Raw genomic sequence first — 20,424 nt, forward strand, 5'->3', positions numbered from 1 at the left:
ACACAAAATCTATACGATGTGTATGGTGCAGAACGGAACGAAAGTGCTTTTAATGAATCGACCCGATAAACGCGGATTTCCTGGCTACATAGCTCCTGGAGGCAAGGTTGATTTTCCGGAAAGTATCGTTGATGGGGCAATACGAGAAGTGAGAGAAGAGACGGGTTTGATCATAAAAGAGATCATCTATAAAGGGCTGGATGAGTTTTGCGAACCTGATCAAGGCTTACGGTATATGGTGTTTAATTATTTGGCCACTTCGTATGAGGGGGAGCTGCTCAGAAATCCACCGGAAGGGGAGCTGATGTGGGTGGAAATTGATGAAGCGCTGAAGCTGCCTATGCAGGATTGGTTCAAGCGAAGATTTCCGTTGTTCTTTGAACCGGGGACGTTCGAATTAAGCTTCGTATGGGATGAGAAAAGCGATGAAACCATAGGGCAGACGATCAAGAATTATGGCTTAGGGTTCGGAAAATGAAATCCTATACATTCGGTTATTTTCTCCTTTCCGTTGTGATTACTGTCATTTTGTTCATGATACTTGCAGTAAGCTTTCAATTTTCAGGTGACGAAGGACTTATGATTATTATTGGGATCATCGTTTCTCTTCAACTCTCTTTTCTAACGGGATGGACCATCAACAAATTAAATCAAATACAGAGGAAGCGCTAATAAAGCGCGAAGAAAGCGAGTGAATCCGCCATGTCGAACACAAATGTAGGACTCGATCTTGAACGCATTATTTTCATTGGAAGAACGTTTGAAGAATATAGCGATATCTTCAACCTTTCGAAGGAAGAACTAATGGATAATAAGATATTGGATTGTCCGTCCGGCGCGTGCTCGTTTACTGCGATTGCTAATCAGCTCGGTGGAGACGTTACAGCTGCAGATATTGCCTATTATCATCCAGTCCAATCGCTTAAAGAGAAAGGGCTTCAAGATCTGGAACACGGAATCGCGCACATTGAGAAAGTGAAACAAAATTACAAGTGGGACTATTTCGAGTCTACGGACGAGCTGCATGCTACAAGATCGAAAGCTTTAGTAGACTGCACGACCGATATGATTGCAAATCCACAACGTTATGTTGCTGCAACATTACCTCAATTACCGTTTGCAGATAAGCAATTCGATTTGACGTTATCGGCGCATTTCTTATTTATGTATGCAGATCGATTGGATCTCAGCTTCCACAAAGCTACACTTGCCGAGCTTATGAGGGTAACAAGAAGAGAAATTCGTATATTCCCACTCGTTGATCAAACCAGTGAACGATCTGAATTTGTTGACGAGCTGCTGAGTTATATGCAAGAGATGGACTGGAGCTATGAGATTCAAGATACAAGCTACGAGTTTCAACGCAATGCCAATCAAATGCTGATTATTCAAGCTGCGGGAGTCTAATAATGAACTTATTTATAATTGATTGTAAGGACGTTTTATTAAGAGAATTTATAGCTGAAGATTTGGAGTCGTTTCATTCGCTGACTTGGCAGCCGGAGATCTATGAGTTCCTGCCAGGCTGGAATGCACCTCGAGAACAGCGGGAAGATTGGTTTATCAACTACGAGCTGCCAGAGAACATCGCATTTCTACGTGCTGTATCAGACGAAGATGGGGACATCGGTGAATTGCGCCTGCGTTTGGGCATTATTCATAAAGAATCGGGGGAGCTTATCGGCTGGTGCTGCACGGGAATTAAGGATGAACTGCCCGTACCTAACAGAGAGATTATGTATGCGATATCGAAGGATCATCGGGGTAAGGGGTATACGACGCAGGCAGCACGAGGGTTAATCGAGTACTTATTTGAGCAAACCGATGTAGAGGTGTTGAATGCACTAGCGCTTCTGCGAAATGAACCTTCGAATAAAGTCATCATTAAATGTGGATTCACCTATCAGGGTATCGTTGAAATCGAAGATGAGCGATTCAATACTTACACGCTAAATAAGCAGGATTGGTCTTTTATGCAAAATAACTGCTGTCACAACCGTTAAAATTTTGAATGTAGTCGTTTTGAATGTTGGGGTTATGAGGCTGAGCGGAGATTGCCGCTCAGCCTGTTTGTCTACACCACTAGGCCATCGCCGCCGCGGCCAAGTGAAACGGAGCGGATCCCGTTTCGAAGGTGCGGGGCGCTCAGCTTCCCGTCGATATGGTATTCGCTGATGGCATCGGTATCCTTGAGCATGCTGCCGGTGAGGATGCATGCCGCCGATTCTTCTGGCGCGATGACTCCTTCACGAACAAGCTTGCGCAGCCCGGCAACGGCCGCGGCGGAAGCCGGTTCGCAGCCAATGCCGCTGCGATCGATGTGGGCTTTGGCCGCCATGATCTCCGCGTCACTGACAGCTGCGGTTACGCCCTCTGTCATATCGAGCATACGCAGCGCTTTGAGCCAGCTAGGCGGATTGCCGATATTTAGCGCAGACGCCCGCGTCGAAGGCTTCAGCTCCGGTGTGATCGTCCGAAGGGAAGCTGCTGCCATGCGGTGGAAGGGGCTGGCACCTACTGCTTGAATGACGGCTACTTTGGGTAACTTATCAATGAACCCTAGTGTATAGAGATCATGTAATCCTTGTCCAAGTGCGGCTGCGTTGCTGAGTGCGCCTCCCGGCAGGATGATCCATTCAGGCAGTTTCCAATCAAGATCATGGGCGAGCTCGAAAATAATGCTTTTCTGACCTTCAATTCGCAAGGGGTTAATGGAATTGCACACATACATGCTTTGCAGATCAGCGTTGTTGCTTAACCACTCAATCCCATCGTCATAGGTACCGCTGAACGTATTCACCGTTGCCCCATACGCTAGGGTTTGCAACACTTTATTGGGTGACACCTCATTGCTTGGAACAAGAACCATCGCCTGCTTGCCAGCCGTAGCTGCATACATAGCTAGTGACGATGAAGTGTTCCCAGTTGAGGTGCAGGCGAAGGTAGAATAGCCGAGCCACTTGCCATGCGACACGGCAACGGTCATGCCATTGTCTTTGAAGGAGCCGCTCGGATTCTCGCTTTGAGCCTTTAAGTACAGACGGCGAATACCGGCAAACTCCCTTACCGATGCTGGTTCGTACAACCCTGTATTACCTTCGTTTCTGGTCACAATTGCGGTGTTCGGCAGCTCCGGAGCAATGAGCTCCTTATACCGCCACACGCCGCTGGCCGCAGTACAGTTCCGCATCCCGCGCCGCTTATCGAATTTTCGCTTCAATCGCGCAGAATCCACCTGACTGAAATCATGAACGATTCGCAGTAATCCCCCGCATAACTCACAATGATAATGCATCGGTTTACGATCCAGCATCACCTGGGCACTACATGCTATACAAGCTCCCTGCATCATCCTGCCTCCCTTTAGCTGTTCTTTAATGTTTGTTCGCTTGTGAAGCCGCTTCATACTTCATACAATAAATTGGAATGATTAATAATTCCAATACAGAGTTTTATGGTAATCATAATTAATAGTTATGATATATATATAGGCTTAGGTTAGCTCTGTCTCAATAGGGAGGCTCCAACGAAACGATGAACCTGTATGGACTTATTGTCTTTCACCATGTCGCTGCTTCGGGCAGCGTTACGAGGGCGGCTGAAATTCTTCGTATCAGCCAGCCAGCGGTTACCGCTCATGTGCGCAATATGGCAGCAGAAATTGGACTCACGCTGTTAGCGCCTAAAGGAAGAGGGATTTTGCTCACCGAAGCAGGCGAGCGTCTGGCAAAACACGCGGCTAAGGTATTCGCGCTTCAGAATGAGATCATGCGCGATCTCGACCTTTACTGCTCCGGTGAAGCAGGGGAGCTTCGCATTGCGGCAACCTCTTTGCCTGCGAACTTTCTGCTTCCCGAACAATTGGTTTCCTTCAGAGCCGAATGCCCAGCTGTCCAAGTCACCATGCAGACGCTGAACGCAAGCGATGCCCTTGGTGCACTTCAGCATTATAAAGCCGATATCGCTGTAATTGGTGGCGGAGGAGAGTCTCGCCCAGGACTGGAGCGGAAGCTGCTGCTGGAGGATGAGCTCTGGTTTGTCGTAGCAGCGCATCACCGTTATGCGGGGAAGCGAATAGCTTGTGCAACACTGATGGAAGAGCCATTCATTATGCGCGAACCCGGCAGTGCAGCGCGCGATAGACTACTCTCATTATGCCGCGTTCAAGGAACGAACTTGCCTAGAGCTGCCTTGCAGGTGAACGGTGTACATGAATCACTTCATGCCGCTGCGGCCGGACTTGGCGTATCATTCGTATCTTCGCTTGAAGCAAAACGAGCCGTCATGCGCGGCGAGCTGGCCCGAGTTGAAGTGGAAGGCGTGGACCTGCGCAATCCCATCGTGGTATATACGAGGGAAGGGGAAGCGCCGCCGCCTGCTGCACAGCATTTTATCCATGTGATTATGAAGCAAGTGGAGGTGATGGTCTGATCGAAGTCGTTTGTCGATGGAATGCGGACCATCATGTGCGAGGATGAATTTAATTTGCTCCATTTAACGTTCCGTTATGTACTTGCATAACGAGGAGTCCACGTTAGTTGACCGTAAGACTCACGTACTTTTTGACATTGTATCCAATAAAACTTACTGACATGCGGCGATTTGCCATACATCGTTCGTCCCCAGCCGGCACACTCTAATCAGCGTGTTCGTCAATCTAACGAAGAGGCGAGGGATCAATACCTTATGGCAAAGCTCCTGTATATTACTGCTCATCCTCATGATCACCAGGCTTCGTATAGTATGGCTGTCGGCAAAGCATTTATCGATTCCTACAAAGAATCTCACCCGCAAGACGAGGTTGAACATTTGGATCTGTACAACACCCAAATCCCCAATATCGATGCTGATGTGTTCAGTGGTTGGGGCAAGCTTGGGGGCGGGAGCAGCTTTGATAAACTGAGTTCGGAGGAGCAGCAGAAGGTAGCACGGCTGGGCGAATTGTCAGATCAGTTTGTTGGGGCGGACAAGTATGTGTTCGTCACGCCGATGTGGAACTTCTCTTACCCGCCAATTATGAAGTCTTATATTGATGCGATCTGCGTTGCGGGCAAGACATTCAAATATACGGCGGAAGGTCCTGTTGGTCTCCTGCCGGACAGATCAGCTATTCATATACAGGCTAGCGGTGGTATATATACGGAAGGTCCGGCTATGGATTTCGAAAGCGGGCATAGACATTTGTCCAAGATTATGCAGTTCATCGGCATTACGGATTTCAAAGGCATCTTCGTTGAAGGCATGGCCGCAAAGCCCGATCAGGCTGCCTCCATTAAGGAGAAGGCGATCGCAGAGGCGCAGAAGGAAGCCAAAGTATTCGGCAAGCAAACAACAGGCGCAGGGAAATAACAAACCCGAACTCCTTCCGCTACAGGTGCAGATTTCAGAGCACTTGTAGTGAAGGGAGTTCTTGTGTATACATATAAGAAGATACGGCTGTCGCCGGAACCTGATTAATTCTATAATAGTACTAACAAGAGACACTGATCAGTTCGGCGTCTCGGTGATGTAAGATATGCATCGTATCTTTCTCTACAGGCTGAAGATGAAATCGGCAGCGGCTCTGCTGATACTCGGCGGGTTGATTTTATCTCAAGAGAGGATGGGTTTAGGTTGAGTCAAGACGCGGTATGGATGTCAGAACAAGATCGTGTAGTCTCGGTCGTCAAACAGATCGGGCAGCGGATTGAAACGCTGGAACAACAAACAGCGGATACAAGAGAAGAAATGGTCGATATTCGCAAAAACTTCTGGGATGAAGTAACCGTCAACTTCGAAGATTCGGTTGAAATGGCGGAATCCTTTGCAAGCTTGAAGCAACAGGCGGAGGTTCTCTCGGAGCGTGAACGGACGCATCGTCAAGCTGCGATGCAGCTTAAGACGCTGAGGAAGCTGAAGTCGTCGCCATATTTTGGACGGATTGATTTTCAAGAGGATGGCGAGGGTGTTGATCAAGTATACCTCGGCATAGCATCGCTTCGTGATGCTGCGGATGAGGATTATCTTATTTATGATTGGCGTGCGCCCATTGCGAGTCTCTATTACGATTATCCCCCAGGTCCGGCTCAGGTGGAGACGCCCATGGGAACGGTTCACGGAGAGCTGAAGCTGAAGCGACAGTTTGTCATCCGGGACGGGGAGATTCGCAGCTTATTTGATACAGGTGTGACAATCGGTGACGAGCTGCTGCAAGAGGTGTTGGGCAAACAGTCGGATGCAGCCATGAAGAGCATCGTCGGCACCATTCAGCGGGAGCAGAATCGAATCATCCGTGATGAGCGCAGCCGTCTGTTGCTCGTTCAAGGTGCAGCGGGGAGCGGTAAGACTTCTGCAGCGCTGCAGCGCGTGGCCTATTTGTTGTACCGGTTCCGTGGAACACTGAGCGCCGATCAAATCGTGCTGTTCTCACCGAACCCGATGTTCAACAGCTACGTTTCGACGGTATTGCCTGAGCTTGGTGAAGAAAACATGCAGCAAACGACTTTTCAAGAATACTTAGCGATTCGAATGGGAAAATCGTTCAAGCTGGAAAATCCATACGCACAGCTGGAGTACGCTCTTACGGCGGAGCAGGAAGCCGGTTATCAGGCCCGGATGGCGGGTATTGGCTTCAAAGCATCGACTGACTTTGTCGCGATAATTGAGCGGTATTTAGGTGTTCTGTCGAACGAGGGGCTGAAGTTCCGCGATGTTACTTTTCAAGATGAACTGCTTGTTTCAGCGGATCAGATTAGTGAGTACTTCTATGCGATTGATGGCTCTGTAGCGATTCCGAATCGGCTTCGCCTCGTTGCGGAATGGCTGCTCGGTTTATTGAAGGAGCGGCAGCAAGCTGCTCTGGAAGAGGCGTGGGTGGATGAAGCGGTCGAGCTGCTGGATAAAGATACGTATATGAAGGCTCACCAAAGCTTGAAGCGGCAAAATCGTAAAAACAGAGAAGATACGTTCGACGATTTCGACCGGGAACGTGAGCTGCTCGGTCACTATGTCGTTCAAGAGCAGTTTAAGCCAATTCGCGCTCGCGTGCGGAAACTTGCTTTTGTCGATTTGAAGGCAGCGTATGTGAAGCTGTTCAGTGATCCTGCATTCGCAGCGAATTTGTCTGATTCCATTGGCAAGTCATTGCCTCAGGAGTGGACTCAAATATGTAAGCAAACGACATCGCGGCTGCATAATCGGACCATGGCTTATGAGGATGCCACGCCGTTCTTATACGTTATCGAGCGAATTCGTGGATTCCAAACGAATACATCAGTGCGTCATATCCTTGTGGATGAGGTGCAGGATTATACCGCTTTCCAATTTGCGTATTTGAAGCGGTTATTTCCGTTTAGCCGTGTAACCGCGTTGGGTGATCTTAATCAATCGATTAATGCGCATACAGCATCGGATGAGAGTACAGGTTTTGCCGCGCTTGGAGCACTGTATCCGCAGGAAGAAACGGAAACGGTGGTGCTCAAGCGAAGCTACCGCTCCACGCGTCCCATCGTGGAATTTACCAGCCAGCTCATACCCGGGGGCAGCGAAATCCAGCCATTCAATCGGGATGGCAATCGGCCGACTTTAACGGTAGCGGCTGACTATGAGGATTTGCATCGTCGCCTTAAGGCTCGCATCGTTGACCTGGTGGCAGAAGGAAACCAGACGATTGCCGTTATTTGCAAGACAGCCGTGCAAAGCGCAATCGCTTACGATGCACTTCGTGATGATGGTAAGGTCAGGTTGATTGAAAAAGAAACAACGACCTTCGAACCTGGCGTTGTCGTCATCCCATCCTACCTTGCCAAAGGGGTGGAGTTTGATGCGGTTCTGGTGTATGATGCATCTGCTGCCTCCTCAGGCTACACAAGGGAGAGCGAGCGCCGGTTGTTCTATACCGTGTGTACACGCGCGATGCATGAGCTGCATCTGTTTGCTGTAGGTAGCACACGAAGTCCGTTTCTGAGTGAAGAAGCGGCAAAATACTACGATGTTCCAGGCACTAGGTCTTCTGACAACACGCCGGTTCATACTTTATAAATGTGAAAGAGGTATTATTCGTGGATTATATACGAGCTACTACTACTGATTTGTTAGAAGAAGCGATTGCCGTACGATTCAATGTGTTTGTGGATGAGCAGAAGGTGCCTGCGGATTTGGAGCGGGATGAATACGATGATTCACCTGAAGCCTGTCATCATTTTGTCGTGAAGGATGACGGCAAAGCTATCGCAGCCGGAAGATGGAAAGAATATGAGCCGGGCGTAGCGAAGCTGCAGCGTATTGCCGTTCTGCTGCCTTACCGTGGGCACGGTATAGGTAAGAAACTAATCGAAGTGATGGAGCAGGATGCTCGCGAGTCCGGCTACACTTCATCCATATTAGGCGCGCAATGTACAGCTGAAGGCTTTTATCAGAAGCTGGGTTATGTGACGGAATCGGAAGAGCCCTTCCTTGACGCCAACATCCCGCATGTGAATATGCGCAAAGTATTCTAATACGGAAGTCATTTGACAGATAAGACACCTATAGAGAAGCCGGCAGTTGATGCCGTGTCTCTATGGGTGTTTTTTTATACTTGAAACCAGATTACCATTTCTTGCATCCTACAAATCGAATATGCGATAATCGCGAATAGAAAGCAGGTGTAGGTTCGTTGAAGCGCGTGTTGATTATCGGCGGGTATGCTTTAATTATTGCGATTGTTTGGTATAACAAAACCGAGCTTCTGAGTTGGATGAAAGAAGGGGATGCGCCGCTTCTGTTGATCATGCTGCTTGTAACCGGCCTTGCATGCATACCCATCGTCCCGTTCAGTGTTGTCATTGGAACGATGGGATTTCTGTACGGGCCTTTGCTTGGCGCACTGCTTAGTTTACTCTGTGCATGGCTTGCCGCGCTCTTCATGTATGGCTTGTTCCGTTACGCCCTTCGTGAGCGAGGGCGAGAGCTGCTTCGTCGTTATAAACTGACTGATCGCTGGACGACGATGGTGGAGCGGCACCCGTTCCGATCCATTCTGCTTGCAAGGCTGATGCCGATTCTGCCGCAAACGGCAGTGAATTTGTATGCAGCCGTTGCAGCGCTCCCATTCTTGCCCTACATGCTTGCAACTTTATTCGGCAAAATACCGGCGATGCTCATATTTGCTTTCATCGGTGATCACATTTCGGGGGATTGGCAGTCGCTGCTGCTTGTGGCAGGCATATATGTCCTATTTCTGCTCACGGTTTATGGTTCTTTTCGGTATTGGCAAGCAAGGGGGGCCTGACGATGAATGACTTACATCAAGCTATTGTGCTGCGAGAGGCAGGGCAATTAGAAGAGGCGCGTCAGCTGCTGCTTAAATTGGTGAAGAAGGACATAGACGATCCGCAAGTATGGTATCAGTGCGCATGGGCACATGATGTATTGGAGCTCGAACGAGAAGCCGTACCCTATTACCAGCAGGCGCTTGCACTTGGAATCTCTGGCAAAGACAGACAAGGCGCTTATCTGGGACTTGGCAGCACGTTTCGAGTGTTAGGGCAGTACGTGGAGGCTAAAGCGATCTTCGAGCAAGGACTCGCCGAATTTCCGGAGTGCCGAGAGCTTCACGTCTTCTATGCGATGGTGCTGTACAACTTGAAGGATTACGGCGGGGCAATGGCAATCATGATGCGAGAGCTCGCTGAGACGAGCGAGGATGCAGGTATTCGCGATTATAAGCGAGCTATTCTCTATTACTCGAGCAAGCTGGATGAAGTGTTGGACGTTCAGTAGCTTATCGCTTATCGCTCTAATCCAAAGGAGGACTAAATAATGACGCAATCGAACTCACTTAACCACACTGCAGCTTTAAAGCCTTTATTTACGCCATTTCAGCTGGGAGATCTTACAATACCGAATCGTATCGTGATGGCACCGATGACTAGAGGGTTCTCTCCTGATGGAGTGCCGGGTCAGAATGTCGCTGACTATTACCGTCGCAGAGCTGAAGGTGGCGTAGGACTGATCATCACGGAAGGCACGCTAATTAATCATCCTGCTGCGTCAAGCAGTCCCAATTATCCTAGTTTCTTCGGTGAAGCAGCGCTGCAAGGCTGGGCTCAAGTTGTCAAAGCTGTGCATGATGTCGGCGGCCTTATATTTCCACAGCTGTGGCATCAAGGTACTGTCCGACAAATCGGCAATCTTCCTAATGTGAATGCATTACCTGTTGGTCCGTCAGGACTTACTGCTGAAGGTGTTAAAGTAAATGAACCGTTGACGCAAGCGGAGATCACTGAAATTGTTCAGGCTTTTGCCCAGGGAGCCGCTGATGCGAAGAGGCTTGGATTTGATGGAATTGAAATTCATGGCGCCCACGGATATTTAATCGATCAGTTTTTCTGGGACAAAACAAATCAGCGTACGGATGAATATGGGGGAAGCCTTGTAGCTCGCACGCGATTCGCGGCTGAAATCATTGCAGCCTGTCGTCTTGCGGTAGGTCCTCATTTCCCTATCTGTCTGCGCATCTCGCAATGGAAGGTTACGGATTACAATTATAAATTGGCTGCCAATGCAGATGAGCTTGCACAGTTCTTAGCGCCATTAGTTGAAGCCGGCGTTGATATGTTTCATTGCTCTACACGCCGATTCTGGGAACCGGAGTTTGAAGGATCCGAGCTTAATCTGGCCGGATGGGTCAAGAAAATAACCGGAAAACCGACGATTACTGTCGGATCTGTTGGACTTGACGGCGAGTTCCTCGGGTCCTTTGCAGGGAAAAGTTCCGGTAATGAAAGTATCGACAAAGTGCTTGAGCATTTGGGACGGGAAGAATTTGATCTAGTTGCCGTAGGGAGGGCTATTCTTGTTGATCCAGAGTGGCCGCGGAAAATAATAGAAGGCAGGAAGGATGAACTGCTGCCCTTTACTTCGAATGCATTACGTACATTATCTTAATCGATATGACTTCTTACGCAATCCCTTCAAGTAATGGAGGGGTTGCTTTTTTTATTCTAAATTGTGTGCATCTTTATAAAAAAGTAAAATTTTAGAATTAATTAAGTTCGAAGCTGGTGAGTTTCGTTTAGGATAGAGATATAAACTAGGTGATCCCACTGGAGGTGGAGCAGCGTGTTGAACAAGATCACGAATCCGTATATTGAAATCGTCGGTTATGCCGCATCCATCTTCACGACTGTGCTTTGGCTGGTGTTAGTTTGGAAAGACCCTTACTTCGAGGGGATGAACAAGGTTGACCCCACCGATTCCTTTCTGATGTTAGTTCTGCCCGCTTGTTTATTTGGCATTGGATTATTGCAATCTCGGGTCATCCTCATGCTCGCTGCGTTTCTTTGGAGTGTCCCGTTCAGCATTTTTATGTTATTCTCTTCCAGTATGTATGTCTTGTTTGGCGTTTGCTGCATCCTCTATTTGATTTGTGCTGTTCTGTCACGCATGAATAAGATTCGATATTGGTAGAGACGAGAGACCCAGTGAAACATTATTGCAGATCAAGACGTTGGTAGGATATAAACCGAAATGGGGTTTCCTCCCAATGGAAGGCGAGGTGTACGATGAGTCGAATCCGCAGTTTGAATCCCATACCCGATCCTTATTCGAGAAGGCGTTCGGGCATAAGTTCTAAGCGAGTGATGCGTAGTCTCGCGTCGGTTATTGTTTTGACACTTCTCGCAGTCATCCTGCTTATTCACTCCCTGTATCTATTTAATCCAGTAACGTTTCATCGAGATAATGTGACGTTATACAGCTGGTGGCATTATCCCAAATCAATGGTGATGGAAATCGCAGATATTGATAAAGCGTGGAAGACCGTAGTCGTTACCGATCCGGATGAGATTCGGCAGATTTATATGGAGCTTAAGTCTGCTACGGAAACAGAGAGTACGAGTACGAAGCAGCTAGGCAAACACTTCGTCATCACCACGCGACACGCCGGCACTTCTGGGAATATAGGCTGGATTGATCAGTTTAGCGGATATACGGAAGGCCGTACACAGATTAATAATGGGAAGCAAGTCGTAAACGGAAGTACGCTTAAGACAATGCTGGAGAGACTGATGACGGAGCAGGAGTGAGGCGGGACGATCTGTTTTCAAGGCGTGGCGGAGCAACCGTAACGATTATAAAACTCCGATTCTTATCTAGTTCGAAAAGAGGGATTCCATGCCAAAAGGTCAGGATGCTTCAGGAATCATTATCATTAATGAGCAGAACAGAGTACTGCTGGTTCGTCAAACGTATGGGAAGAAGAAATGGTCCATTCCCGGCGGCATGGTCGAAGATGGCGAATCCGCATGGCATGCGGCCGAGCGGGAGCTGCAAGAAGAAGCTAATATTAGAGTTCGCGACATGGAGCTGTCCGGGCTCTATTTTCAACCGCATAAGAACCGATACATTTACACGTTTAAGGCAGATCATTATGTTGGAACCATACGCGTAGATAATACGGAGATTGATCAGTATGGATTTTTCGATCTGGAAGCGCTGCCGAGGCCGATCTCCAGCTTCACCATTCAACGACTTAAGGATGCGATCACACATACGAAAGCTGTCTTCATAGAAGAGATGATTGATAAGTATGAGATTTTGTATTAATAGCATTGTGCAGCATTAGACTGCATCTAGCCAGTAGAACTTCTAGAATGTTATATACTTTGCAACATTGTCTCTGGATGCCCAAGGATAAGATTGATTTCATAGATTAGTTTCAATTGGACAACGATCCGGGAGGCGCCAATGCAGAATTCGATTAAAGCTGTTATTTTTGATTTGGATAATACGATTCTCGATCGAACCCGAATGTTTAGCGATTTTACGAATGCGTTCCTGGGTCATTACTTCAATCACCTTGAATCGACTCAGCCCGTCTATGACCGGATGATGGAGCTGGATCTGGATGGCTACAAGGACAGAAATGTGTTATTTGCTGAGCTGCTTGCAGAACTGCCATGGCAAGATACGCACACCCATGCGGACTTAGCAGAGTACTATAAACGTGAGTTTATCAAACATGCCATCTTAATGGATCAAGCTACGGACGTCATCTCTCACATAAGAGAAAAATATCGAACAGGGTTAATCACCAATGGGAGAAATGCCGTCCAATATGGAAAGATAGAGCAATTGGGCATTCGGGATGCGTTTGAGTTCATTCTTGTGTCGGAAGAGGCAGGGGTGAAGAAGCCGGATGCGCGAATTTTCCAAATGGCGATCGATAAACTTCAAGTGACAGCTGAAGAATGCATCTATGTCGGAGACCATCCGATCAATGATATTGAAGGAGCATCAATTGCCGGGATGCGAACGATATGGATTAGAGGCAAGCATAACTGGATAGATGATTTGAAAGCCAAACCATTACATACGATTGATCAACTCAGTGAACTGATTGAGCTTCTGTGAGGAGGACGCTGATTAATCAATCAGGGAGGACAATACCATGTTGACGTTCATTACGGAGCTTCCGACGGATTATCCGATTGGCGGCGTACATTGTGTACCCATTATGGAGAATGGCAACTTGATCATGGTTTGGGATCGTGAGGAGAAGGTGCTGACAACCGTCGGAGGCAGGTTGGAAACGAATGAGTCTTTAGATGAGGCTTTGAATCGGGAAGTGCTGGAGGAAGCGGGGATTGAACTGACCGAGCGACGGATTCCTTTTGCCAGCTGGTTCTGGAAGGAGTCTGGCGGATATACGATCTATTATTTAGTTGAGGTGAAGAGGTTTGTCGCTATGCCCGAAGGGTTCGAGAAGACGGGCTACGTGATCATGAATTTCGAAACCGCCATCGATATGATAGCGAGTATTGAAGGCAGACAGGAAAGGATTGCTATTATTCGTCGAGCTGGGGTATTGTCAGGACTGCTCAAAGAAGATGCTCAATCTTAGTTTGGAGGCGATGACGTGACGGTTAAAGCTGTTTTCTTCGATTTATTCGAAACCTTAATCACTGAATTTGAGCAGGGCAAGAGAATGTCGAATCGGAACTATGATTACAGTACGTTACTCGGCATCTCAAACGCAGACTTTAAGAAAGAGTGGAGCCTTCGCCAAGAGAAGCGCATGAATGGGCATTTTGATACGTACGAGGAAGTGCTTAGAGATATTGCGTTATCCAGAAACCTGGAGATGAATGAGGAATCTATCCGATATCTGTACCAATCCAGAATAGAAGAGAAGAGGCTCCCCTTCCATGCGATTCAAGATGAAATTATCGAACTGTTGACGGTGCTTCGCAGCCATCCAGTCAAGCTCGGCTTAATAAGTAACTGCACGGAAGAAGAAGTGCCCTATTGGCCCGATTCCCCGATATCGGCATTCTTCGATGATGTTGTGTTCTCTTTCGACGTCAAATGCAGCAAGCCGGATGCCAGAATCTATGAGATCGCTTGTGAGCGATTGAATGTGAAGCCTGAAGAATGTGTATTCGTTGGTGACGGTGGCTCGAATGAATTGGAAGGGGCATCTCGAGCGGGAATGCGCGTGTATCATGCCTTCTGGTTCAACACTTATGTGCAAAGTGATTATCGTAAACTACGAAGCCCGAAAGATCTCGTTAATGAACTTTGGTAGGCGCGCGGTTATAGTATGATCGAGAGAGGAAGTCCCCATGGAGCTAAGGCAAATGGCAACGGTGTTCTTGTTTCATGACAATCATGTTCTAATGATGAAGAAAACAAGCAGCAGGCTCTATCAGCATGAGTTTTATTCGGGGTTAGGCGGGCATCTGGAGCCAAGTGAGCTTAATGACCCGAAGACAGCCTGCCTCCGTGAGGTTCAGGAGGAGTCGGGAATTCCGGAGCTGAACATCCATGATTTGAAGCTCAGATATGTGTTGCTGCGCGTGAAGGATGGAGAGATTCGGCAGCAGTTTGTCTATTTTGGACGGACAAGCGACAGGCAATGTGTGCCTTCTGAGGAAGGCGAACTGTTGTGGGTTGAAGAGGCGGAATTGCTGAATCTCCGAACCTCCTCAATCATTCATTTCATGCTGCAGCATTACTTCGCTCATCGTCAATCCGACGAAGTCATGGTTGGAACAATCGCCTTAAACGATGAACAAGAGCCTATTATGCAATGGGCACGAATGCAGGATCCGATTGTTTTCTAGTTGTGCGAAATACCGTTACCAAACCTGGTAATGGTATATTTATTTCCGAAGAGGTGTGTGGGTCGAATGAACATTCGCGAAGCCTCGATTGATGACTGTGAAGGAATCGCCAAGGTCCACCTGGAAAGCTGGCGGACAACCTATGCCGGTTTGGTTTCCGATTCCTATTTGGCAGGGTTGACATTGGAAGGTCGTACGCGTAACCGGATTTGGACATTCAATAATCCCAATCCTGATCAAATTACGCTCGTTGCCGAAGAGGAGAACGGCCGTATTGTCGGTTTTGTCGATGCTGGGAAGAGCCGTGAGCCGGATTGGGGCTATGAAGCCGAAGTGTATGCCATCTATCTCTTGAAAGAAGCACAGGGTCAAGGCTACGGAAGCCGTCTGTTCGGCGCTGCTCGGGACGAGATGAAGTCAAGATCTTATTCCTCGCTCATGCTCTGGGTATTGAAAGACAACCCATCCCTGCAGTTCTATACTAAGCTTGGCGGTGAAGTGATCGGAAGCAAAGACATTCAAATTGGTGAGCAGTTTCTGTTGGAATCGGCGATTGGTTGGAAAACCATATAAAGGGAAGGTGCAGAGCAAGATGTCGTTTCCTATTCGAATCAGACCTACCGCTTTGATTATCGAAAATGATCATGTATTGCTTATTGAATACAGCGAACAAAAGGATCGGTTCCATTATAATCTTCCCGGCGGAGGTGCCGAGCCGGGGGAATCGGTAACGGAAACGCTGGTTCGCGAATTGTGCGAAGAAGCCAATATCGAGATCGATATTGGTCCGATCGCGTTCGTGTACGAGTTTGCACCGCATCGACAGTCGGGGGAGTATGATTCGGTAACGCCATGTCTTAATCTTATTTTTGACTGCTCGATTCAAGAGGGATCCGTGCCAAGATTGCCGGATATCCCCGATCCGACGCAGGTAGGCGTTCGCTGGGTTAGTCTTCAAGAACTCGAAACCATTACGCTGTATCCCAACATGAGTACACTTATTATCGAATACGCCCGTACGAAGAGATCCATTGCATTGGTTGAAGACCATCAATTAGAACGGTATGCTAATAACAGGTAATAACTTGACCAATTACAAAAGGAGCTGTTGGCAAAATGATTCAAACGACATTGATTGCTGAACCAGGTAAACAGGAGTATTTCATGAGCGTTACGTTCAACGCGCCGCGGGAGCTTGTTTTCAAGACTTATACCGATCCGAATACGATTGCAGAATGGTGGGGGCCAAGACGCCTAACTACGACTGTCGACCAAATGGATGTCCGAAAAGGCGGCGTATGGCGATATGTACAGCATGACAGCAAAGGGAATGAATATGCGTTTAGCGGGGTTTATCATGAGAGCGTTGCACCTGAGCGCCTTGTACAGACGTTCGAATTTGAAGGTATGCCAGGTCAAGCCGGGCTTATTGTAGTGACTTTCGAAGAGCTCCCAGATGGCAAAACAAAGCTGACGGAGCAATCGATTTTCCCGTCGCTTGCCGCCCGCGATGGCGTGCTTCAATCCGGCATGGAGGCAGGGGCGAAGGAGCTTTTTGAACGTTTTGCCGAGCTGCTGGCGAAGCTTCAAGCGTAACTTGAATGATTAACCGGAACGAGGGTGATATAACCTTGTTAGACAAATCGGTTCCTTACTTTAACATCATTATGAAGCGGTCACCGGGTAAGCCGATCGCTGAGGCTGTGCTACCGCCGGGCTATTCTTTTGTCCCTTATGCGTCTGGCCTTGAGCAGGCTTGGGCCGAAATTGAGACTTCGGTGGGGGAATTCGATGATCCCGCGGCGGCGATGGCTTATTTTCAGAACGAATATATCATTCATCCGGCGGAGCTTGCGGAGCGGTTGACGCTGCTTCAGAATCCGGACGGGCAGTTCGTTGGTACGGTCATGGCGTGGTGGAATGGCGATGGGGACGAGAGAGTCCCTTCTCTGCACTGGCTGTCGGTAAAGCCGGGCTATCAAGGATTAGGTCTTGGTCGGGCGCTTGTGTGTCAGTGTCTGCAACGGTTGCTCGAAACAGAAGGCGACGAGAATGTTTACTTACATACGCAAACATGGAGCTATCCCGCAGTCGGATTATATCTCAGCATGGGATTTGAGCTTGTACGAACGGGGAGCTTCGGCCGCTATCGGAATGATTTTGAATTGGCGGAACCTATCTTGCTCCAGCATCTGAAGGGATATCGAATAAGTGACTGAGTGAGGTGGGAGCGGGATGTTGCCATCCTTGACGATGAAAAGTGAAACGGCCTACACCTTGAATTTTCTTGTGTACATTCAAAATCTGTATCTAAACCAACGAAGCGGACAGGGCGATGAGCGCTATAAATTTCCTTTTCTTTCGGAACGAGAGATTCCGTTCTTGGCTGATTTTGAGAGGGAATTTGCGAAGGTGTGGGCGGAAGCCGCTACAGCACGTATAGCCGAGGTGCCCTTTCATGATCTGAACATGTTCAAAGCGCATCGGGAGCTGGTGTACGAGAGGCTGTTCGTGCAGGAGGAAGACAATGATCGCCACTATGACGAAATCCATCAATCTTTCCTTGCTTGGTGGAACAGCATGGCCGGGAGGTTCGCGCTGGAGAATGCTTTTGACATTCGGAGGCTATATGCAGCACTGACCACTGCTGTTCAAGCGAGCGGCTGCGAAATTCGCAAAACGTTCGATATTAGCATTTTGTATGACGCTTGCACACTAGGGGACGAAGAGGTATTTTCGTATTTTGCGATTATGCCTTATGCGGATTGCTTATTGAGAGAGGATGTCCTTGTGGATAAATTGATGGCTTGTTTACATAACTAGAGGTTGGAGAGAGAGCTATGCAGCTTGAACGTATAAATCATCTTTGTTTCTCTGTAAGCAGTTTAGAGCGTTCCGTTTCCTTCTATGAGCAAGTGTTCGGTGCCAAGCTGCTGGTGGTCGGGCGCTCACTTGCTTATTTTGACTTGTTCGGTTTGTGGATTGCTTTAAATGAAGAGCGGGACATCCCCCGAAATGAGATTCATCAGTCGTACACGCATATGGCCTTTACGATTGCGGAATCAGACTTTGATGCTTGGCTTGCGAAGCTGGAAGGGCTTGGTGCGAACATATTGCCGGGCCGGTCAAGGGAAGCGGAGGATCGTCAATCCATTTATTTCACCGACCCGGACGGACATAAATTCGAGCTTCACACAGGAACGCTGGAGGAGCGGTTGGAGCATTACCGAAACACAAAGCCGCATATGACGTTCTACACGTAGGCTGTCCCGTGACTTGATTACTGCCACTCTAGAAACTCTAGACGATTGCCGAAAGGATCAACGACATAGAATCGTGTGACGCCCTCGTCTACCCGCGCCTCATCATCGATGACATGAATCTGATTGCGGAGCAAATGATTGCGCAATTCATGAATGCCGCGAACGTGGAAGGCCGGATGCGCTTTGGTGGCGGGGACAAAATCACGCTGCACCCCGATATGGACTTGGTGGATGCCGCATTGAAACCATACGCCGCCGCGCTGTCGCAGCGGCTCAGGCTTGGGCAGCTCCGGCCAGCCGAGCACATCGGTGTAGAAGCTGCGAGCTGCTGATTCACAGCCTTCGGGTGCTGCAAGCTGAACATGGTCAATGCCTTCGTAATGGTAGGACATAGAAGGTTCCTCCTTGTCGTTGTAGCTTGAAAATGGTTTCATTCTGCGAAACTTAGTTTCAAAAATAATCATCTCAATCATAGTGGAATTCGATAAAACGGTCCAGCATAAAAAAGCTCAGCCCCGACTTGCGGAGCTGAGCTTCATAGTAACGAATGGCCTTACGCTAGTGCAGCGCCTCGTCTCCGACATCGCGCATTAATTGTTCCATCTCAAGCGTGAGCGATTTAACAATCTGCTCATAGTCCGGAGAATGGTATACGTTGCGAAGCTCGTAGGGATCCTCGGCAAGATCAAACAATTCCCATTCCGGCGGCTTCGATTCGTCGCGGGAACCTGTTGTACCGAGTGCCTCGGCGTAGTAATAAATAATCTTATAGCGCTGCGTTCTCATCCCGTAATGGGCGTACACCTCATGTGCACCGTCAAGATGCATCCAATAACGGTAGTACATAGATGTTCTCCAGTCCGCCGGTGTTTCGGCGTTCAGTACGGATCTGAAGCTGCGGCCTTGCATCGTCTCCGGGATCAGGTGGGCGGCGTAGTCCAAGAAGGTTGGCGCGAAATCGACATTCAAGATCATGGTGTCGCTGGAGGTTCCGGCTTGAATGGCCCGAGGATAACGGATCAGGAATGGCATGCGCAGCGATTCTTCATACATAAATCGTTTATCGAACCAGCCATGATCACCCAAGAAGAAGCCTTGGTCGGATGTGTAGATGATAATCGTATCGTTTGTTTCGTCTTCTTCATCCAAATAATCGAGCAAACGTCCCACGTTGTCGTCAACGGAGGCAATGCAGCGTAAGTAATCCTTGATGTACCGCTGATATTTCCACTTCTTTTCCTGCTCCGGTGTTAGCCCCGCGGGCGGTGCGCCTTTGGTATCTAGTTCATGCAGATCTTCGATGCGCATCTTTGCGTTTACGGCAGCTTGAGAGCGAGTGGCATAATCGTCGTAAAAGGTTTCCGGCTCCGGAATGTCGATGGCCTCGTATAAGTGCATATGCTTCTGATCCGGCTCCCAGTGACGATGAGGCGCCTTGTGGTGGCACATGAGCATGAACGGCCGCTCTTTATCCCGGTTCTTCAGCCAATCTAATGATTTGTCGGTAATAATATCAGTTACATAGCCGTCAACTTGCTGGGACACGCCCATCTCGATCATGACGGGATTGTGGTACTCTCCTTGGTCGGGAAGGACGCTCCAATAGTCGAAGCCGGTCGGATCGTAGTTGCCGCCGTGACCGAGATGCCATTTGCCGACAATTGCGGTTTGGTAGCCAGCCTTCTGCAACAGCTTCGGAAAGGTTGTCATGCGCCCATCGAGTGGGTCGGCGAGCGTCTTGACGCCGTTCATATGATTGTATTGCCCGGTTAGTATGGCTGCGCGGCTCGGCGTGCAAATCGAGTTGGTGCAGAAGCAATTATCCAAACGCATGCCGCCTTCCGCGATGCGGTCTATATTCGGCGTTTCATTGATTTGGCTCCCATAGGCGCTGATGGCGTGGGAGGCATGGTCATCTGACATGATGAACAGAATGTTCGGTCGTTTCGGAGTATTCGTGGTCAATTTTCATCTCTCCTATCCTCTTAGAAACGTTTCGATAGACTCAAAGGTATTGTATAATATTCCCTTGGAAGCGTCTACAACGGTGCCGATACGGGCAGACCGATTACGAT

Annotated in this window: 26 protein-coding genes; 23 read left to right on the top strand and 3 right to left on the bottom strand. The window is 48.5% G+C overall.

The genetic code is table 11. The features are described 5' to 3' along the window. Nucleotides 1-16: 16 nt before the first annotated feature. The 3 genes from AC0YNS_RS03475 (at nucleotide 17) to AC0YNS_RS03485 (ending at nucleotide 2,003) form a co-directional block, all read left to right on the top strand. Nucleotides 17-478: an NUDIX domain-containing protein gene (locus tag AC0YNS_RS03475; RefSeq protein WP_475780097.1), complete on the top strand. Its 462-nt coding sequence runs from the start codon at nucleotides 17-19 to the stop codon at nucleotides 476-478. Between the two features lie 224 nt (nucleotides 479-702). Continuing rightward, complete coding sequence (locus AC0YNS_RS03480; protein WP_475779624.1) at nucleotides 703-1,407, top strand: methyltransferase domain-containing protein; 705 nt, start codon at nucleotides 703-705, stop codon at nucleotides 1,405-1,407. Nucleotides 1,408-1,409: 2 nt separating this feature from the next. Next, a complete protein-coding gene (locus AC0YNS_RS03485) occupies nucleotides 1,410-2,003 on the top strand; it encodes a GNAT family N-acetyltransferase (protein WP_475779625.1) in 594 nt (197 codons plus the stop codon). Nucleotides 2,004-2,074: 71 nt separating this feature from the next. Here the strand turns inward: AC0YNS_RS03485 and thrC are convergent, their stop codons facing one another. Beyond that, nucleotides 2,075-3,349, bottom strand: a complete 1,275-nt coding sequence (gene thrC / locus AC0YNS_RS03490) for a threonine synthase (protein ID WP_475780098.1) — start codon at nucleotides 3,347-3,349, stop codon at nucleotides 2,075-2,077. Between the two features lie 185 nt (nucleotides 3,350-3,534). Here thrC and AC0YNS_RS03495 point away from each other — a divergent pair, with 185 nt between their 5' ends. From AC0YNS_RS03495 to fosB, 20 genes are all read left to right on the top strand, one after another. After that, nucleotides 3,535-4,431 carry a LysR family transcriptional regulator gene (locus tag AC0YNS_RS03495; protein WP_475779626.1) on the top strand — a complete coding sequence of 299 codons (897 nt, stop codon included), beginning with the start codon at nucleotides 3,535-3,537 and terminating at the stop codon, nucleotides 4,429-4,431. Between the two features lie 255 nt (nucleotides 4,432-4,686). After that, nucleotides 4,687-5,349, top strand: coding sequence for an FMN-dependent NADH-azoreductase (locus AC0YNS_RS03500; protein WP_475779627.1), 663 nt, complete (start codon nucleotides 4,687-4,689; stop codon nucleotides 5,347-5,349). A gap of 285 nt (nucleotides 5,350-5,634) precedes the next feature. After that, nucleotides 5,635-8,019 carry an RNA polymerase recycling motor HelD gene (gene helD, locus AC0YNS_RS03505; protein WP_475780099.1) on the top strand — a complete coding sequence of 795 codons (2,385 nt, stop codon included), beginning with the start codon at nucleotides 5,635-5,637 and terminating at the stop codon, nucleotides 8,017-8,019. 20 nt (nucleotides 8,020-8,039) lie between these two features. Then, entirely contained in the window at nucleotides 8,040-8,477 is a 438-nt protein-coding gene (locus AC0YNS_RS03510) for a GNAT family N-acetyltransferase (RefSeq protein WP_475779628.1), read from the top strand. 167 nt (nucleotides 8,478-8,644) lie between these two features. After that, entirely contained in the window at nucleotides 8,645-9,250 is a 606-nt protein-coding gene (locus AC0YNS_RS03515; RefSeq protein ID WP_475780100.1) for a TVP38/TMEM64 family protein, read from the top strand. A 2-nt stretch (nucleotides 9,251-9,252) separates the two neighbouring features. After that, a complete protein-coding gene (locus tag AC0YNS_RS03520; RefSeq protein ID WP_475779629.1) occupies nucleotides 9,253-9,741 on the top strand; it encodes a tetratricopeptide repeat protein in 489 nt (162 codons plus the stop codon). Nucleotides 9,742-9,780: 39 nt separating this feature from the next. Next, nucleotides 9,781-10,908, top strand: a complete 1,128-nt coding sequence (locus AC0YNS_RS03525) for an NADH:flavin oxidoreductase (protein WP_475779630.1) — start codon at nucleotides 9,781-9,783, stop codon at nucleotides 10,906-10,908. Between the two features lie 174 nt (nucleotides 10,909-11,082). Continuing rightward, entirely contained in the window at nucleotides 11,083-11,430 is a 348-nt protein-coding gene (locus AC0YNS_RS03530; protein ID WP_475779631.1) for a hypothetical protein, read from the top strand. A gap of 95 nt (nucleotides 11,431-11,525) precedes the next feature. Then, nucleotides 11,526-12,047 carry a hypothetical protein gene (locus AC0YNS_RS03535; protein ID WP_475779632.1) on the top strand — a complete coding sequence of 174 codons (522 nt, stop codon included), beginning with the start codon at nucleotides 11,526-11,528 and terminating at the stop codon, nucleotides 12,045-12,047. A gap of 88 nt (nucleotides 12,048-12,135) precedes the next feature. Further along, a complete protein-coding gene (locus AC0YNS_RS03540; RefSeq protein ID WP_475779633.1) occupies nucleotides 12,136-12,567 on the top strand; it encodes an NUDIX domain-containing protein in 432 nt (143 codons plus the stop codon). Nucleotides 12,568-12,708: 141 nt separating this feature from the next. After that, nucleotides 12,709-13,374, top strand: a complete 666-nt coding sequence (locus tag AC0YNS_RS03545; RefSeq protein ID WP_475779634.1) for an HAD family hydrolase — start codon at nucleotides 12,709-12,711, stop codon at nucleotides 13,372-13,374. A 37-nt stretch (nucleotides 13,375-13,411) separates the two neighbouring features. Further along, nucleotides 13,412-13,864, top strand: a complete 453-nt coding sequence (locus AC0YNS_RS03550; protein ID WP_475779635.1) for an NUDIX hydrolase — start codon at nucleotides 13,412-13,414, stop codon at nucleotides 13,862-13,864. A 15-nt stretch (nucleotides 13,865-13,879) separates the two neighbouring features. Beyond that, nucleotides 13,880-14,548 (top strand): HAD family hydrolase, encoded by a 669-nt coding sequence (locus tag AC0YNS_RS03555; RefSeq protein ID WP_475779636.1) that lies wholly within the window; start codon nucleotides 13,880-13,882, stop codon nucleotides 14,546-14,548. Nucleotides 14,549-14,585: 37 nt separating this feature from the next. Next, a complete protein-coding gene (locus AC0YNS_RS03560; protein WP_475779637.1) occupies nucleotides 14,586-15,086 on the top strand; it encodes an NUDIX domain-containing protein in 501 nt (166 codons plus the stop codon). A gap of 66 nt (nucleotides 15,087-15,152) precedes the next feature. Continuing rightward, on the top strand, nucleotides 15,153-15,659 hold the full coding sequence (locus AC0YNS_RS03565) for an N-acetyltransferase family protein (protein WP_475779638.1): 507 nt from the start codon (nucleotides 15,153-15,155) through the stop codon (nucleotides 15,657-15,659). Nucleotides 15,660-15,678: 19 nt separating this feature from the next. After that, nucleotides 15,679-16,167, top strand: coding sequence for an NUDIX domain-containing protein (locus AC0YNS_RS03570; RefSeq protein ID WP_475779639.1), 489 nt, complete (start codon nucleotides 15,679-15,681; stop codon nucleotides 16,165-16,167). A 35-nt stretch (nucleotides 16,168-16,202) separates the two neighbouring features. After that, nucleotides 16,203-16,682, top strand: coding sequence for an SRPBCC family protein (locus tag AC0YNS_RS03575; protein ID WP_475779640.1), 480 nt, complete (start codon nucleotides 16,203-16,205; stop codon nucleotides 16,680-16,682). A 35-nt stretch (nucleotides 16,683-16,717) separates the two neighbouring features. Beyond that, nucleotides 16,718-17,305 (top strand): GNAT family N-acetyltransferase, encoded by a 588-nt coding sequence (locus AC0YNS_RS03580; protein WP_475779641.1) that lies wholly within the window; start codon nucleotides 16,718-16,720, stop codon nucleotides 17,303-17,305. Nucleotides 17,306-17,321: 16 nt separating this feature from the next. Further along, nucleotides 17,322-17,909: a hypothetical protein gene (locus AC0YNS_RS03585; RefSeq protein ID WP_475779642.1), complete on the top strand. Its 588-nt coding sequence runs from the start codon at nucleotides 17,322-17,324 to the stop codon at nucleotides 17,907-17,909. A 17-nt stretch (nucleotides 17,910-17,926) separates the two neighbouring features. Continuing rightward, complete coding sequence (fosB, locus tag AC0YNS_RS03590; protein ID WP_475779643.1) at nucleotides 17,927-18,349, top strand: metallothiol transferase FosB; 423 nt, start codon at nucleotides 17,927-17,929, stop codon at nucleotides 18,347-18,349. A gap of 17 nt (nucleotides 18,350-18,366) precedes the next feature. Here the strand turns inward: fosB and AC0YNS_RS03595 are convergent, their stop codons facing one another. Both AC0YNS_RS03595 and AC0YNS_RS03600 read right to left on the bottom strand, forming a co-directional pair. Next, a complete protein-coding gene (locus AC0YNS_RS03595) occupies nucleotides 18,367-18,741 on the bottom strand; it encodes a VOC family protein (protein WP_475779644.1) in 375 nt (124 codons plus the stop codon). A gap of 166 nt (nucleotides 18,742-18,907) precedes the next feature. Beyond that, nucleotides 18,908-20,314 (bottom strand): sulfatase family protein, encoded by a 1,407-nt coding sequence (locus tag AC0YNS_RS03600; protein ID WP_475779645.1) that lies wholly within the window; start codon nucleotides 20,312-20,314, stop codon nucleotides 18,908-18,910. Between the last annotated feature and the right edge of the window lie 110 nt (nucleotides 20,315-20,424).

The sequence above is a fragment of the Paenibacillus sp. J22FR21 genome (genome assembly GCF_056269135.1).